Source organism: Sporobacter termitidis DSM 10068, assembly GCF_900130065.1.
Taxonomy (GTDB): domain Bacteria; phylum Bacillota; class Clostridia; order Oscillospirales; family Oscillospiraceae; genus Sporobacter; species Sporobacter termitidis.
Genome location: NZ_FQXV01000006.1, coordinates 198,729 through 214,227, shown reverse-complemented (window position 1 = coordinate 214,227; position 15,499 = coordinate 198,729). Strand labels below are relative to the sequence as shown.

The 15,499-nt window shown below is 53.0% G+C and carries 13 protein-coding genes; 8 read left to right on the top strand and 5 right to left on the bottom strand.

Annotated elements, in window-relative coordinates; genetic code table 11:
• Positions 1–74: 74 nt before the first annotated feature.
• From BUB60_RS19780 to glmS, 4 genes are all read left to right on the top strand, one after another.
• The gene (locus BUB60_RS19780) at positions 75–977 is read left to right on the top strand and encodes a DUF6282 family protein (protein WP_073078557.1); all 903 of its coding nucleotides are present in this window, start codon (positions 75–77) and stop codon (positions 975–977) included.
• A 143-nt stretch (positions 978–1,120) separates the two neighbouring features.
• Positions 1,121–2,536, top strand: a complete 1,416-nt coding sequence (gene glmL / locus BUB60_RS10370; RefSeq protein WP_073078555.1) for a methylaspartate mutase accessory protein GlmL — start codon at positions 1,121–1,123, stop codon at positions 2,534–2,536.
• 62 nt (positions 2,537–2,598) lie between these two features.
• On the top strand, positions 2,599–4,071 hold the full coding sequence (locus tag BUB60_RS10365; protein ID WP_073078554.1) for a hypothetical protein: 1,473 nt from the start codon (positions 2,599–2,601) through the stop codon (positions 4,069–4,071).
• Positions 4,072–4,089: 18 nt separating this feature from the next.
• On the top strand, positions 4,090–4,524 hold the full coding sequence (glmS, locus tag BUB60_RS10360) for a methylaspartate mutase subunit S (RefSeq protein ID WP_073078553.1): 435 nt from the start codon (positions 4,090–4,092) through the stop codon (positions 4,522–4,524).
• 556 nt (positions 4,525–5,080) lie between these two features.
• Here glmS and BUB60_RS10350 read toward each other — a convergent pair.
• From BUB60_RS10350 to BUB60_RS10335, 4 genes are all read right to left on the bottom strand, one after another.
• Positions 5,081–6,583: an SLC13 family permease gene (locus BUB60_RS10350; protein WP_073078552.1), complete on the bottom strand. Its 1,503-nt coding sequence runs from the start codon at positions 6,581–6,583 to the stop codon at positions 5,081–5,083.
• A 59-nt stretch (positions 6,584–6,642) separates the two neighbouring features.
• The gene (locus BUB60_RS10345; protein WP_073078551.1) at positions 6,643–8,592 is read right to left on the bottom strand and encodes an oxidoreductase; all 1,950 of its coding nucleotides are present in this window, start codon (positions 8,590–8,592) and stop codon (positions 6,643–6,645) included.
• Between the two features lie 27 nt (positions 8,593–8,619).
• On the bottom strand, positions 8,620–9,252 hold the full coding sequence (locus BUB60_RS10340; RefSeq protein WP_073078550.1) for a cyclase family protein: 633 nt from the start codon (positions 9,250–9,252) through the stop codon (positions 8,620–8,622).
• A 113-nt stretch (positions 9,253–9,365) separates the two neighbouring features.
• Positions 9,366–10,178 (bottom strand): MerR family transcriptional regulator, encoded by an 813-nt coding sequence (locus BUB60_RS10335; protein WP_073078549.1) that lies wholly within the window; start codon positions 10,176–10,178, stop codon positions 9,366–9,368.
• A 373-nt stretch (positions 10,179–10,551) separates the two neighbouring features.
• Here BUB60_RS10335 and BUB60_RS10330 point away from each other — a divergent pair, with 373 nt between their 5' ends.
• From BUB60_RS10330 to BUB60_RS10315, 4 genes are all read left to right on the top strand, one after another.
• The gene (locus tag BUB60_RS10330) at positions 10,552–12,876 is read left to right on the top strand and encodes a molybdopterin-containing oxidoreductase family protein (protein WP_073078548.1); all 2,325 of its coding nucleotides are present in this window, start codon (positions 10,552–10,554) and stop codon (positions 12,874–12,876) included.
• A 16-nt stretch (positions 12,877–12,892) separates the two neighbouring features.
• Entirely contained in the window at positions 12,893–13,234 is a 342-nt protein-coding gene (locus BUB60_RS10325) for a 4Fe-4S dicluster domain-containing protein (protein ID WP_073078546.1), read from the top strand.
• A 15-nt stretch (positions 13,235–13,249) separates the two neighbouring features.
• Positions 13,250–13,450, top strand: a complete 201-nt coding sequence (locus tag BUB60_RS10320) for a hypothetical protein (RefSeq protein ID WP_073078544.1) — start codon at positions 13,250–13,252, stop codon at positions 13,448–13,450.
• A gap of 224 nt (positions 13,451–13,674) precedes the next feature.
• The gene (locus BUB60_RS10315; protein ID WP_073078542.1) at positions 13,675–14,604 is read left to right on the top strand and encodes a LysR family transcriptional regulator; all 930 of its coding nucleotides are present in this window, start codon (positions 13,675–13,677) and stop codon (positions 14,602–14,604) included.
• Positions 14,605–14,877: 273 nt separating this feature from the next.
• Here the strand turns inward: BUB60_RS10315 and BUB60_RS10310 are convergent, their stop codons facing one another.
• Positions 14,878–15,495: a CPBP family intramembrane glutamic endopeptidase gene (locus BUB60_RS10310; protein WP_073078539.1), complete on the bottom strand. Its 618-nt coding sequence runs from the start codon at positions 15,493–15,495 to the stop codon at positions 14,878–14,880.
• Between the last annotated feature and the right edge of the window lie 4 nt (positions 15,496–15,499).

Here is a 15,499-nt window from a genome sequence, read left to right as displayed (position 1 = left end):
TATAAAGGCGTATGTATCTTATCACATTAATATAAAATTTTCCAAATAAATTAATTGCTGGAGGGAAACTTGCCATGAAGGATCAGGTTCTGCGGCTCATGGAGGGGGCCTACGACGTGCATTTGCACGCGATGCCCGGCGTGACGCCGTGCAGAGACACAATCGTGGAAATTGCCGAGGAGGCAAAATCGTACGGCATGAAGGGACTCGTGTACAAGGACCTCCATTTCTCCACCGCGCCGCAGGCCGCCATCGTCTCGGCGCTGATACCGGAGGTAAACGTCATTGGCGGCGTGACGCTCGGCGCCGGCGTGGGCGGCCTTAATCCGTGGGCGGTGGAAGCGACGTTCAGGATAGGCGGCAAGGTCGTCTGGATGTTCGCGCTTGACTCCGCGTATTCAGTAAAGCAGATACTTGCCCCCGGTAATCCTTTCCCGATTGAGCATTACCGAAGCCTTGGCGTAAAAACGGAGCTGGGCGGCTACAGCGTTTTCCATAAGGGGACGGAAGACCTGAAGGATGAGGCGCGCGAGATCATTTCTCTGTGCAAGCAGTACGACTGCGTTATGGAAACCAGCCATCTTTCCCCGCAGGAGGTGGTTGCCGTGATAAAAGAGAGTAAAAAGCAGGGATTTGAAAAAATCGTGGTCACCCACGCCAACCAATGGGCGGCGACGCCTTATCCCGTAGAACTGCAAAAGGAACTGGCGGAGATGGGCGCTGTCATCATGTATTGCTTCGAAAACCACATGCCGAAGCCCGGAACGGCATCCGAGCCCCTGAACGGTCTGGGCAAGCTGATCCGGCAGGTCGGCGTGGACAAGGTTGTGCTGGGCACCGATTTCGGCTTAAAATTCTGGCCCTCCTCAGTTCAGGGCATGCGCATGATGATCGCCAGCCTGCTGGCGGACAAATTCACGGAGGACGAGATCGCGCGAATGGTCAAAACGAACGCGGACAGGCTTTACGGCAATTAGCCCGCTGGCGTCCGGTGTCCCCGGGACTGGGCAAAGAAACGGCCTCGCGCGGGGACCGGAGCTCTTCTTTTTTGCATTTCCTTGCCTGTTGGCCGAACGCTGTGATCGAAGGCAGAAGTGTTGACCTTGGAGGTTGGATACGCGTGCGTCTATTTTTATTGATTGATTTCGGAAGTACATATACGAAAATTACCGCCGTCGATCTGGACGACGAAACCGTATTGGGCTGCGCCCAGTCGGAAACGACGATCGACACCGATATTATGTTCGGCCTGAACAAGGCCCTGCATCAGCTGAGGCTGTCCTGCGGCGCAGATCCGGACGAGGCCCGGGGAATATACGCCTGCAGCAGCGCCGCGGGCGGACTGAAGCTGGCCGCCATCGGGCTGACCCCGTCCCTCACGCTGGAGGCGGCCAGTCGGGCTGCGCTGGGCGCCGGGGCAAAGGTTATCTCCGCCAGGGGCTTCGAGCTGGACCAAGAGGCTGTGGCCGATATTGAAAGTAAAAAATGCGATATCGTCCTGCTCTGCGGCGGCACGGACGGCGGCAACCGGGACGTGATCCTGCACAACGCCAAAGCGCTCGCGCAATCCGGCCTGAGCTGCCCTATCCTTGTGGCGGGAAACAGCGCCGTCTCCGGTGCGCTGCGCGGCATCCTTGAGGCCGCGGGCAAGCAGGTTTATGTCACAAAAAACGTCTTGCCGGCGCTGGACACCCTGGATACAGAGCCCGCCCAGTCCCTCATACGGGAAATCTTTATTCGCCATATCGTCAAGGCAAAGGGTCTTGAAAAGGCGCGGGACTTTGTGGGCAGCGAAATCGTACCGACGCCGAAGGCATCCCTGCTGGCCGCGTCTCTTCTGGCCGACGGCACGGCATCGGAGCCGGGCATCGGAAGCCTGCTCGTCGTCGAGATCGGCGGCGCGACGATCAATGTTCACTCCGTGGCGGACGTGGAGCCCGTTACGCCGCTGACCGTCGTGCGCGGCCTGCCCGAGAGCCGGCTCAAGCGGACGGTGGAGGGAGACCTGGGCATCCGGTGGAACGCGCATACAATCTATGAGCTGGCGGGACAGCAAAAGCTCGCGGACCTGCTTTTAAGCTGCGCGCCCGATGCGCCGGGCGGCGCGGATTTCAAGGCGTATACCGATATGCTGTGTGCAAACGTCGGGCATACCCCAACGGGCGAGCTTGAATATAACATGGATGTCACCCTCGGCAAATGCGCCGCGGGGATCGCCGTGGAGCGGCATGCGGGCGCCCTTAGCAGGGAGTACGGAGCGAACGGAGAAATATTTGTCCAGCACGGTAAAAACCTGCTGAACGTGAAAAACGTCATCGGCACGGGCGGCATCTTCAAATATGGCCTGAGGCCGGAACAGATTTTGAAAGCCGCCGCGTCCAGCGACGCGAACCCCTGGAGCCTGAAACCCAGATCGCCCCGTTTTTTCCTGGACAGCGGATATATCCTGTACGGAATCGGGCTCCTGTCCGGCGATTACCCGGAGGCGGCCCTCCGTATGGCCAAAAAATACTTAAGGCCCGCCACCGTGGAATAGGCATACGATGCCGGCGGAAGGGGCCGCATACAGACTGTAGCAGACCGAAAGGAGTACGCAGCATGGCCAAATATGAAATCAGAAACAAGCGCCTGACGGACGAGGAATTCTTCCGTATCCGGAAAGAGGAAGTCCTCCCTCAGTGGGAAACGGGCCGCGACCTGGAAAATATGGACGAGTGCATCTCGGCGGCACATGAGCTTTCCGTCGGGCTGGGGAGGAACTACGCAATCACGCTCCGCGACGCCAACGAACAGGGAATACATCTCCTCCAGCCGCAGTTCGGGCGTGCCCTGACGGAATATATGATCGACGGCATGTGTTATGTCGAGGACGAATCTCCTCTTGTTCCCGCGGGCCTGTGGAATGTTTTTTCGGACTCGTATACCCGCAAAAACAATTACAAGATGGCGGCCGTCGGAATCGAGCGCAGCATTCAGGAAGGCACCACCATGCTCAACGGCTGGCCCATCGTCAATTTCGGCGTCGAGGAAGCCAGGAAAATCAAACGCGCCGTCAAGTCGCCGATGACACTCAACTCGACGGATGAGGACGGACGCCTGGCCTCCGAGACGGCTCTCGCCGCCGGATGGAACGCCTGCAACTGCCGGTCCATCACCGAGTGCATGGCCCATTGCAAGAACATCCGGCTGGACGAGGAGATCCACATCAACCAGTATGAGAGCCGGCTTGCCGCCATTTACCACGAGCGGGGCGTGCCTCAAAGCCCGCATATTTCATGTAACCTCACGGGCTATGACAGCTGCGGCTTTAAATCCTTCATTATGGTGGTCCAGGCCCTCCTCGGGTCCGAGCAGGGCATCAAGCAGTTTTATCTGGAGTTCGGCATTAATATGAATATGGTGCAGGACGCCGCCATGATGCGCGTGACGAAGAAACTCTGCGAGGAGTACTGCCAGCGCTTCGGCTATACGGACGTCCGGTTCATTGTCAACAACAATATGTTCCAGGGGGCGTTTCCGCCCCGGCTTGAGGAGGCCAGCGCCATGATGAACCTGGCCGTCATGATCGGTATCATGGGCGGCAGTACCGCGCTCGTCCTCAAATGCCAGGATGAGGCTTTCGCCACGCCGACCAAGGAAGGGATGGCCGCCTCCGTCCGGATGGCGCGCCACCTGGATACGCTTCTGGGCGCGCTGCGCCTGCCGGACAACGCGGCGCTTCGCGAGGAGGAGCACATGCTGGAGCTGGAGGTCCGCGCGATGATGGAAAAGTGCCTGGAGGCCGGTGACGGCGACATTGCCCTGGGCATCTGCCTCGGCGTGGACGCCGGATGGGTGCAGACCATGATCTCGCCCTGGAAGTACAACAGAGGCAACGTCCTTTTAATGCGCGACGCGGAAAATGCCATGCGCTACTTTAACTGCGGCGACATGCCGCTTCCAAATGAAGTCAAGCAATATCATCTGGATAAGCTGAAGAGCCGGGCCGCCAAGGAAGGCCGCCCTCTTGATTTTGACATGGTGGTCAGCGACCTGCAGTACGCGTCCCGCCTTCCCATTATTCAGAAATAAGGACAGGTGCATAATAGTATGACAAGACGTAATGTGAACAAAAGTGTCGTTATCGGCACAATCGGTTCCGATGCGCATATCATCGGCGGCTGGGTCCTCAAGCACGCCTACGAGGACGCGGGCTTTAAGGTGGCATTCCTCGGCGCGATGGTGTCTCATCAGGAATTCATCAACGCCGCCATCGAGGTGGACGCGGATGCGATCCTGGTCTCCTCCTCCTACGGCATGGGGCTCATCGACTGCGAGGGTATGCGCGACAAATGCATCGAGGCCGGCCTCGGCGATATCATCCTCTACGTGGGCGGGACGATCGCCGCGCCTCTGGAGCTTGAGCGGAATTGGCCGGAGGTCGAAAGACGTTTTCGCGAAATGGGCTTCAACCGAGCCTTCAAGAACACCTGCACCGCCAAGGAGAGCGTCACAACATTGAAGGCTGATCTCGGCGTTGAATAGTCTTACATCCGGATACCGGTATACTCACGAATGCGCGCCGGGGATCTCAAATAAATTACACTGCCGTTCAAGGGGAGAAGTGAGCGTTCGCAATAATTGAACGAAGGCAATCTTTTTTACCTAACTTTCTAAAAGCCAGTAAACTCAATGGGATTGCTGGCTTTAGCTTTTTTGAACTAATTAGCGAAGCTTTCCAATCTTTGCTTTTCCTCGAATTCTATTCTTATAAAAGAGGAAATATAAGACAGAAGGGGTCCGAGGTTCGAATAGCGATGATCAAGCAAACGCATTGCAACAGATTCGCCTAGGCTAAAACAGGGCCCGCGCAGCGCATAACCCGCGAGAGCGTACGGTTCGCATCCGTAAGGTCGAGAGTTCGATCCTCTTCGTCTCCACCACATCAAAAGGTTCGCAAACGGGTTGTTTTGCGAACCTTTTGCTATTATTTCACCAAATAATAGGTGATTTTTACCTCCGAGTTCTGAAAGATGACCGCTAATAATCGCGCCTTAACTATGGTATCCTGCTTCCGGCCAACAGGAGATAATGGTATTCCTTAGGCAATCAGCGTCGCCAATGGATACCCGACAACGGTCATAACGAGCATGGAGACGACCATCATTGCCAGACCGTACAGGAAAACTTTTTTAGGCTTGACCCAGGGGTCGCCGTAGATGACGGCAATTGAGGCGAGGGAGGATGGAACGCAAAAGCCAAATTGTGCGGCTAGTATAACGACGATGGCGAGAACCTTATCGTCGATGCCGATGGCGGCAACAAGCGGCAGACAGACAGACAGCATCAAAATGGTCAGCGGCAGGTGATTTGCAAAGTTGACAATGAGCACCGTCAAGAGAATGATGATCGTGACGACGGCGAAGGTGGACAAGCCCATATGAAGGTAAGGAGAGAGGACGCTGACGAGAAAGTCGGTCACACCCGTTGTTTTTTCGGTCAATACGGTACCGATGAGCATGGCGCCGGCAACAAGAAAAATGACGCCCCAATGGATGGACTTTTTAAAGCCGTCCTCAAAGTCGAGGAGCGGTTTATTGTCAACCTTGACGATACACATGACAACAACGCCAAGGATCGGCGGAATGACGATCGTCCAACTGTTGAGGAAAGCAGTGATGCCGGCTGCCGGCGCAAAGATCGACAGAAGGCCCGGGACGAGCCAGAAAAGAACGACAAGACCGAAAATGCCGGCGGTGAGCTTTTCGCGCAAGTCCATGGGACCGGGGCGCTCACCGCAGAGCTTATCGATGTCGATATTCTTGAAAGCGCTCATGTCCGGCTTGACGACAAACCGCATAAAGAGGATCATCAGTGCAAAAGCGACGATCCCTACGGGAATACCGATGGCCATATATTCGATCAGGTTGATGGAGTGCTTCGTAATCTCGGAGAAAATGCTCATGCCAATCACAACGACGGTATGAGAGATCGGCGTCATGCCGAAGGCAATGTTGGCAGTGAACGCTATGGCGATCATGAGCATGACCGGGTAGGAATCGCCCTTCTTGCAGCCGAGCTTGTCAAACATCTCATAGGCAATCGCCATGGCAAACAGGAGGATCGGCATCAGGTCGAGAAACATGCCGATAAACAGAACGGCAATGAGAAACAGCGTGGTAAATGCCCAAGGACTTTTCTTCGCGAGCTTTCTGGTCATAAACCAGAGGGCAATGCGTTTTGTAAAGCCGATTTCGTTGAGAGTGTTTGTCAGTAAGAGGCTCGTCAGGATGAAAATGATGATCCAGTGGCCAAACGAAAGCTCGGTGACCTTGAAAATGCCGGGATTGGCGTAATCCGGATAGATCTGACCGATAAGGAAGGAGACCGCCGCCAGCCCGAGGAGGCTGGGCCAGTCCAGCTGGACGAAGGACCAAAGGTAAATAAGGCCAATGAAAATGCCGATCACCCGCATACCGACCGGCGTTAAAGGCGGTGCGGCCGGTATAAAACCAAAGCCGAACATAATCACGATACCGACGATGATGTGAATGCTGAGCCCATTGACTCTGCCACGTGTTTTTAAACTGCTGCCTGGTTCCATAGTGATCCTCCTTGATGTATTTTTTATCGACATGCGGATCAACGCGGGAGAGGATGCTGCTATGCCTGAATACCGGCAAGGAAGCCTTCGCGGGATGCTTGGATGGCTTTTCTCGCCTTGACGGCGTCACCGACGACAACAACATCGCAAAGGCCCTTCAGCTCCTCTTCCAACGGGTTGTACGCGCGGGTGCCGATGGCTAGAACGATCGTATCGCACGAAAACAGGGTCATCGTATCGCCCTGCTGGATGAGAGCCCCTTCGGCGGTGACGCCGGCGAGCTTTGTACCCGTTTTGATGTCGACGAAGTATTTGAGCAGCAGCGTCTTCAGATCGTCTCGGATTCCGGCCTCCATCTCCAGACCGATGTCCGGGAGCATCTCTATCACAGTCACTTTCGATTTGCACTGTACGCATAGATAAGCCGCGGTCTCCGACCCGATCATACCGCCGCCGGCCACAAGAACGTTCATACCGGTATCTACGCGCCCGCGCAGGATATCTTCGGCAGTGACAACATTGGGCAGATCGATACCGGGCAGGTTGGGGATAATAGGCTTTGCACCGGTTGCGATGATAACCTTGTCTGGGTTAAGGGTCTTAACCACCTCGGCAGTTACGGGCGTATGCAGGTGAATTTCGACATTCAGCTTTTTCAACTGCCGAAGGAGCCATGCCGGATATGTGGCAAATTCACCTTTGTTGGGCGGAAAAGCTGCCGTAACAAACTGACCGCCAAGCTCGTTTGATGCTTCAAAAAGATGGACCTTATGGCCCTTCGTCGCTGCGGCGCGGGCCGCCTCCATACCGCCGACGCCGCCTCCGGCAACAATGACGAATTTCTGCTTAGCCGCTTTTGAATAGTCCGTTTCATATTCGTGGCCAAGCTCGGGATTGACAAGGCAATAAAGCGGAACGCCCTGATATGTGGAAGCAGTGCAGCCCTGCAGGCAGCCGATGCAGGTGCGGATGTCGTTGAAGTCGCCGCTTTTGGCTTTCTCCGGCCAGTGCGGGTCACACAGCGAAGCCCGGCCCATCGCCACGGCGTCGGCCTTTCCGCTGTCGAGGATGTCTTCAACCATGAGCGGGTCGGAAATCCGGCCGACAGTGATGACGGGTATCTTTACAAGCGTTTTGGCTTCCTCAGCGAATTTGACAATCCAGCCGTGATTTTGGAAGAACGAAGGGACGATCCCCTGAGACGAGCGCGTGCCGTACATGCTTGAAGACAAATGCAGCGCGTCCGCGCCCCATTCCTCGATATCGCGGATGATCTGACGGGACTCAAACATCGTCCGCCCGCCCTCGCAGAACTCCTGCGCAGAAAAACGTACCTGCATCGGGAAATCCGAACCGACGGCGCGCCGGACCTCCTGCATGACCTCTCGCAGGAAGCGCGTACGGTTCTCGTATGTACCGCCGTAATCGTCGATGCGTTTGTTGGAGTTCGGAGACAGGAATTGATGGATCAGATAGCCGTGGGCGGCGTGGATTTCGAGCCCATCGAAACCGGCCTCGACCACGTTCGCCGCTGTGATACCAAAATCCCTGACAATCTGATGAATTTCTTCGGCAGCAAGCTGATGTGGTACTTCCTTGTTCCAGGCACAGGCTATCGGGGAAGAGGAGACGGGCTGCACACCGCCGTTGACGAAATGGTTGGCCTGACGGCCGGCATGATAGATCTGGCAGAAGATTTTGCTGCCGTATTTATGAATCGTGTCCGTCAGCTTTTTATGGCTGGCGATCTGGGCCTCGTCATAGAGAGCGGCGATATGAGGATAGCCGCCGGCGTGAGGGTTGATCAGATAATCTTCCGTGATAATCAGTCCCCAGCCTCCCTTGGCTTTTTCCTCGTGATAACGGATGTACTGCTCGGAGGCAAGTCCCTTGATCCCATCCTTTTCAGGATTCATGTTGGCGACCATCGGTGACACGACAAGCCTGTTCGGAATTTCGCAGTTTCCAATTCTAAAGGGCGTAAACGTCTTTTCCAAAGTTGTTTTCATAGATTACTTCCTTTGTCTTTTTTGTTATTAATCAGTAACGGCGTAGGCGCGGACCGGGCTGCCGTCGCCATCGCTGAATTTCAATGGTACGGCACTGAAATAGAAGCGCTTGCCGATGAGCGGCTTCAGATTGATGAGAGACTCGATGATGCCCATGTCGCGGGTAAGCACACTTTGATGCGCGTCGCCTTTCCTATCGATGGACGGCAGGTCAAAGCCGATTCCGTGCGCCTCGTAATGCTCCAGAACGGCGCCGACGCCGGGGTCAAACTCGGGGAAATTAAAGTACTCGGGCGTCCCCACCTTGTCCTCCCACCCTGTGGACAGTATGATGATGTCTCCCGGCCTGATGAACGCACTGTTTTTTTCAAGCACATCTGAGATATCCAGGTGCTTATCCGTCGGGATATCCGGCACCTCCAGACATACCGCCTGGCCGGAGTAGCGGCCAAGATCTATCGCAGCCGTTGTCTTCCCGTTCTTCACGAAATGCAAAGGCGCGTCCGCGTGCGTGCCGAGGTGTGTCACCAGGGAAAAAAGGCTGACCTGGCACTTATAAGCCGTATGATCGACCAGGTGCTGCCACCGCATACGCGGGTCGCCGCTGTCCGGAAACGGCAGGGTATTTTCATCAAGGGTTATTGTCAGATCGTGGATCATTGCGCAGCCTCCCTTTAAAATTCCTGATGTGAAGCTAAACCCTTTAGTCACTTTATAGTCAAGATAAAAAAATGGCAGCTTCATTTTGTTGAAGCTGCCTAAAGTATTTTGCGTTATTCTATTGGGACCCATATCTCAAAATATCTTGTAAAAGCACCGTCCTCGTGAATTCGGACGATCAAATGGCCGACGGGCGGCCCCACAATTTTATAGCCTTTTTTGAAAACCTCGGAAATAACATGATGCTTTAAAGAATTGGTGAACGTATTTGGCCCGCCCGCCGTGAAAACAGTATAAATGCATTTGACAGTGGGGATGTATTCCACCGGCGGAGATATATCGATGCCGTTACGTATAGCTTCGTCGGGCGACTGTGAAAACCCCCACCAATATTCGCTGAAAGCATCCAGGTCCGTTGCGGAATAGTTGGGGATCAAAAATGTATGGTTTACAAAAGGCATCAAATCAAGCCATTTTTTCGTCAGCTTCAGGGCGTCATCGTCAAAGATAAACTCATTTTTGATTCTGTGGCGCTGATATATCATTGCCGGATTTTCGCATATTTCAAAGGTACCAAGCTTTTTCGGAGCCTGGGAGATGCGCTGCCGTAATTTCACGAGAGCGTCCAGCTTCTGCCGATAGATGTAAATCGTATGAAGGAGCTCGGCTTCTCTCTTGAAAAACCGGTCTACAAGAGAGGGCTGATCGTCCTCATTGATCATTCTTGTAATATCGTTCAAAGAAAAATCGTAGCTTCGATAACAGATGCTGTCCAGCAGGTAGTTCAGGTCCCAGGCGTCATAGTAACGGTATCCGTTTTCCTCATCTTTTTGAGGGGTAACGATTCCGCGGCCTTCGTAATAACGGAGAGTTTCGATAGGTAAATCCAACAGCCGCGCGACAGCACCGATTTTATACTTTTCCAAACTCCTCACCTCGGCTGCATTATAACATTTTTTTCATTCGTGTAAAGGGTGCGGTCACGGCATATTGCATGCAATATCCGCAGAAAACTCTGAAATGACTTCAGACTATTTGGAGCCTGAAGGTTCATGTGATTTGCCCATATAAACTAAATTAGAGGACAGCAGAGCAACAACCTGTATATATGGTTTGGAGAATTCAACAAAAAAAAGACTTGTATTTATCATGGAGTAACATGAGAGTTGTGTCTATAGCAAGCCTGTTAAATTTTAAACAAGACTTACAACTTTTATGTTGTTAGCTGAAATTTTTGATGTTTCACTCCTGAAAAATAACGTGCTAGCATTGTTACAATGTCAATGAGGAGGGATAAAAATGAGTGTTGAATATGACCGCATTGTGAAAACAACAACATGGTCGCCCGGGCCCGGATGCCATGGCGGCTGCGGCGCTAAATTATATGTTAAGGGCGATAAAGTGGTCAAGGTGGAAGGCGATGAGTGCCATCCGTGGAATCAGGGGCGCGGCTGCTCGAGATTATTGGCCATGACGCAATTCATGTATCATAAAGACCGCATACTTTATCCATTAAAGCGTGTGGGGCCGCGTGGAGACGGCCGATTTGAGAGGATCACCTGGGATGAAGCGTACGACACCATTGAAAAAAAGTTTAATGAAATAAAACAGGATTACGGCGCCAACGCCGTGATTTTTATCCAAGGCACCGGCCGTGACATCGGCGGCCCAATGTCGATTGTCGCGTACAATTATGGCAGCGCCAACTGGTCGCAGCTCGGCCTGGGCGGCCAGGCGTGTTACGGCCCTCGCCTTGGCGCGATGTCCGCCGTTCAGGGAGACAACGCCATTGCAGACTGCTCACAATTTCTTGAGAAACGATACGATGACCCGCGCTATAAGATCCCGAAGTATATCATGATCTGGGCGCAGGACCCCACGCGCGGCTGCCCTGATGGTTTTTACGGCAACTGGATCATCGACTGCGTGAAGCGCGGCAGCAAATTGATCGTCATCGACCCGCGACAGAATTTCCTGACGTCCCGCGCCGAACATCACGTTCAGCTGCGGCCCGGTACCGACGGCGCCGTCGCAATGGGCATGCTCAACCTGATCATAACGCATAAATGGTACGACAAGGAATTTGTTGAGAACTGGTGCTCAGGCTTTGAAGAATTGTCCGACCGCGTGAAGGAATGGACTCCTGAAAAGGTTGAGGCGGTGACGTGGGTCCCCAAAGAAATTCTATATGAAGCGACAAAGGCCTATGCCACAAGCTCGCCCGGCTGCGCCATCCAGTGGGGGCTGCCGATCGATCAGGCTCCGGACGGTGTCCATGTCGCTCAGGCGATCAATGATATCTGGGCCATCACCGGAAACCTCGATGTTCCCGGCGGCCAGGTCATCGCCCGCAACGGGTACCATGTTTCCGCCTATCCGTTTGACAACTATCAATTGGCCGACATGTTCGGGGACGACTTTGTCGAGCAGGTGGTGCAAAAACGCATCGGCAGCGAGGAATACGGCTGGCTCCGGAAATGGCGCTGCTACATACAGCCCGACGTTGCCGTTCAGCAGATGCTGACACAGCGCCCCTACCCTATCCGCGCCACATGGATTCAGACGGCCAATCCCGTTGCAAACGCCGCTGACCAGAAGCTTCATTACGAAGCACTAAAAGCCATGGATTTCAATGTTGTTGTCGACCTGTTCCACAACCCGACGACGATGTCGGTGGCCGATATCATTCTCCCAGCGGCCACGTTTGCCGAGCGGACAGGCTTCCGCTCCTGGTTCGAGCCGGTACAGGTCATCCAGCCCGCGGTCCAGGTAGGCGAGTGCAAAAATGACTGGGACATCGCCTGCGAGATGGCCGCCCGGTTTAATCCGGATTTCAGAAGGCGTTTCCCCAATGGTTTTGCCGATTATATGAACTGGCGCCTTGAACCGGCCGGTGAAACGTATCAGAGCCTCATCGATAAAGGCGGATGGAAATGGGCGGAGGACCCCGGCGAGCTCGAATCAAAGGTACCCTGGCTGCCCTATTACCGGTATAAAACCGGCGCCTTGCGCGCCGACGGCAAGCCCGGGTTCCGAACGCCGTCCGGTAAAGTGGAGCTTTTTTCGACGCAGAATGCAGATTGGGGCTCCACCGGCGCCACGATTGTCGATCCGCTCCCGCATTATCAGGAACCGGCCGAAAGCGAGCTTGCAACACCGGAAGTCTTTAAGAAATATCCGCTCGTGATGATCACAGGCCGGCGCAGTCCCGTGTTTTTCCATTCGGAGCATCGCAATATCCCTTGGCTGCGCGAATGCGATCCATGGCCGGATGTTGAGATTCATCCATCCGTCGCCCGGGACCTCAAGGTCGAGGAAGGCGAATGGGTCTGGGTCGAAAATGACCGCGGCCGCATACGGCGCAAGGTCAAGATCAATGCCGGAATCCATCCGAAGACCGTATCCTGTATGCACGGCTGGTGGCTGCCGGAGACGGACGGACGTTCCCCAAATCTGTTTGGCGCATTTGACGTAGGTGTCAACAATCTGATCCCCATCGGGTTGCAGGCCCGGACGGGCTACGGCGGAAATGGGTATAAGACGACGCTCGTCCGCCTCGTCAAAATGGGCGGGAGCGAGACGGGCACACCCTGCAACCCCCCTGTCGGTGTGTGGGGCAAGTGAGGAAGGAGTGACCTGAATGTCCAAAAAAGCAATTTTAGCCGACATGCATTACTGCACAGGATGCCACGCCTGCGAGGTTGCCTGCAAGCAGGAAAACCAGTATCCCGTTGGTATCGGAGGCATCAAGATAACCGAAATAATCATGGAAGACGGCAATACTTCCCGTGTCAACTTTGACTATGTCCCTTATTTCTCCAAGCACTGTAATCTCTGCGCCGCGCGTCTTGCTTCCGGCGAGGACACGGTACCGGCCTGCGTCAGGCACTGCGGCACGGCCAGCCTGCACTACGGGGATATAGAGGAGCTGGCGAAAAAAATGCCGAATATGCCCCGCAGCATCCTTTATTCCCCAAAGTAGAAAGGAAGGCTCTTGATGGCACAATATACATTTTCATTCCTGAGAAGCGAATATGACCGCATTCCGATTCAATTGAAGAAAGAACTGGCTACCCTCGTGGAGAAATCCAACGCTGACGACGAGACCAGGCAGCTCTTGAATGCCCTTTGTAAATCCGTTGAAAAAGCCGTCGCAGATCTGAGTAAATATGCGCAGGACCAGCTGAGAATATGGTAGGCTCGGTTCATATGCTTTGAGTTTTGAGCTGGATAGCCTTCGGAGTGATGAAGACCGTCCAATTAATGATATACTCTCTGCTATCCAGGTGCAGAGAGTATATCATTTTGCAAATTATTTATCGGTTGACAAACTCGTTTATTAATTCTATAGTCATCACAAAACAAATAATCCATGATTTTTATGTTTGATGCCGAATACATGTTTGTATAGAAGGTGGTAACGTGGTCAATGAGCTTAAAGTCAAGTGCTTTATGTGTCTTGCGGAAACGCTGAGCTTTACGGAGGCCGGCAGGAGGCTATTTATATCCCAACAGGCGGTCAGCAGGCATATTGCCGGTTTGGAACAGGATTTAGGCATTCGATTGTTTGAACGGTCCCGTAATTCCGTGGAGCTGACTGAAGCCGGCGTGAGGTTCTTTCAGTTTTTCAGGGAGACAGGCTCGCGGCTTCAGCTTCTATTGGCAGAGCTTGCAGGGGAGTATGCGATCCAGACGAAAAATATCCGAATTGGTTATCAGAACTGGCTGGAATTCGGCCCCGCGCTCGGCTCGGCGATGGCTGTATTGCGTGAAAGCACGCCGGACCTTCATCTGCTCGGAGAGCGCCATTCACCTGTCGCGCTTATAACGCTGCTGGAAAGCGCCAAACTCGATATGATATTGATACACGAACGTTTTATCCCAATAAACAGCGAGCTGCGAAGGCTCCTGTTGATTAAAACACCAATGCAGGTCGTCATATCACGGCGGGATCCGTTATGTATTGGGTTCAACGGCGATTATCATATATTCGAATCTCGCCCTCTGTTAATTGATGCTTTTGAAGGCGAGAATCAAATTGCTACTGTAGCACGAGCCGGAAATGAATTGGCCCCATATAAATTTGAACCTAAAGAAATTATCGTTTTGCCAAACAGAGACTCAATATACACCGAGGCCGAACTTGGTCGGGGCATCTTTCTCAGCAGCTCAATGTCGCAAACTATTCAAAACGGGTCCCTGGCACGCTTCGACACAGATGTTCTGGAAGGGCTTTTTTGCGTTTGGCGTACCAGTAACTCAACATTCTACATTGAGCAGTATGCAAAACAATTAAGACGTGAATATAGTGCGCTGACTGAACGATTTTTAAAAACATATAGGTGGGAATGAGTGCACTGGCTGTGAGTTATTCAACTCACAGCTTTTTAATTTCCTAATACAAGATGCCGCAGAGAAGGTGAACTGCGGCATCTTGTATTAAGGAAGAAGAGTAGCAACTGAGCAAATAGCTCAAGGCAAATTATAAATCATTTAAAATGATAAATGAAATCAATTATTATCGTATTTATTATAAAAAATATTTATAACTGGAGCTCTAGTAAAGCAGGTGAAATTATCCGCGCAAGAGCATCTTGATCCTAAAAAGGTTATGGTAACGCTGCTCTATCTTTGAAAAGGTAACAGGACAAATACCGTCATGTCCCATAAAGCGTGTGAAATGATAACGGGATACAGGTTCCTGGTTCTGAAATAAAGCGCTCCCCAAAAAAGCCCGCAGACCAAGGCCGCCAGAATGAGCATGAAATTCAAAGTAACGATGTGAACGACGGTGTATAAGGCGGCCGCGATGACGACAGATTTGATGCCGTGTTTCTCCATTAAGGCTTTCTGTACAAATCCGTTCCAGAAAATCGCCTCGCCGGGACCGATGATGAGCAAGAGCAAGGCACTAATAACATAAATACTGGTGCCGTTTCGGTTCATATAGACATTTGCGATCTGGCTGTCCTTCATTGGGAGGATAAGTGAAGACAGGTCGTTGCCGATATAAAAAATGGCATACAGTACAGCCGCCGAGATGATCCCAAGCACGGCATACTTCAATTTAAACGGCCCAATTTTGAAAATCGTTCGATCGGACAATCCGGCCGCCAGCAGAAGCAGTAAAATTCCGCAGCACATCGAAAGCCAGAAGTTCATGGGTTTGACGACAAATATCACATACCACAAGACTGCCGCGAAAACCACGGTGATGGTTATTTTTATGTATTGTCTGTTCATGCCG

Bases quoted from the DNA above. Each gene is read 5' to 3' on its own strand.
- BUB60_RS10320 (WP_073078544.1), top strand. From the start codon at position 13,250: ATGGCACAATATACATTTTCATTCCTGAGAAGCGAATATGACCGCATT.
- BUB60_RS10365 (WP_073078554.1), top strand. From the start codon at position 2,599: ATGGCCAAATATGAAATCAGAAACAAGCGCCTGACGGACGAGGAATTC.
- BUB60_RS19780 (WP_073078557.1), top strand. From the start codon at position 75: ATGAAGGATCAGGTTCTGCGGCTCATGGAGGGGGCCTACGACGTGCAT.
- BUB60_RS10330 (WP_073078548.1), top strand. From the start codon at position 10,552: ATGAGTGTTGAATATGACCGCATTGTGAAAACAACAACATGGTCGCCC.
- BUB60_RS10345 (WP_073078551.1), bottom strand. From the start codon at position 8,592: ATGAAAACAACTTTGGAAAAGACGTTTACGCCCTTTAGAATTGGAAAC.
- BUB60_RS10340 (WP_073078550.1), bottom strand. From the start codon at position 9,252: ATGATCCACGATCTGACAATAACCCTTGATGAAAATACCCTGCCGTTT.
- BUB60_RS10325 (WP_073078546.1), top strand. From the start codon at position 12,893: ATGTCCAAAAAAGCAATTTTAGCCGACATGCATTACTGCACAGGATGC.
- BUB60_RS10310 (WP_073078539.1), bottom strand. From the start codon at position 15,495: ATGAACAGACAATACATAAAAATAACCATCACCGTGGTTTTCGCGGCA.
- BUB60_RS10350 (WP_073078552.1), bottom strand. From the start codon at position 6,583: ATGGAACCAGGCAGCAGTTTAAAAACACGTGGCAGAGTCAATGGGCTC.
- glmS (WP_073078553.1), top strand. From the start codon at position 4,090: ATGACAAGACGTAATGTGAACAAAAGTGTCGTTATCGGCACAATCGGT.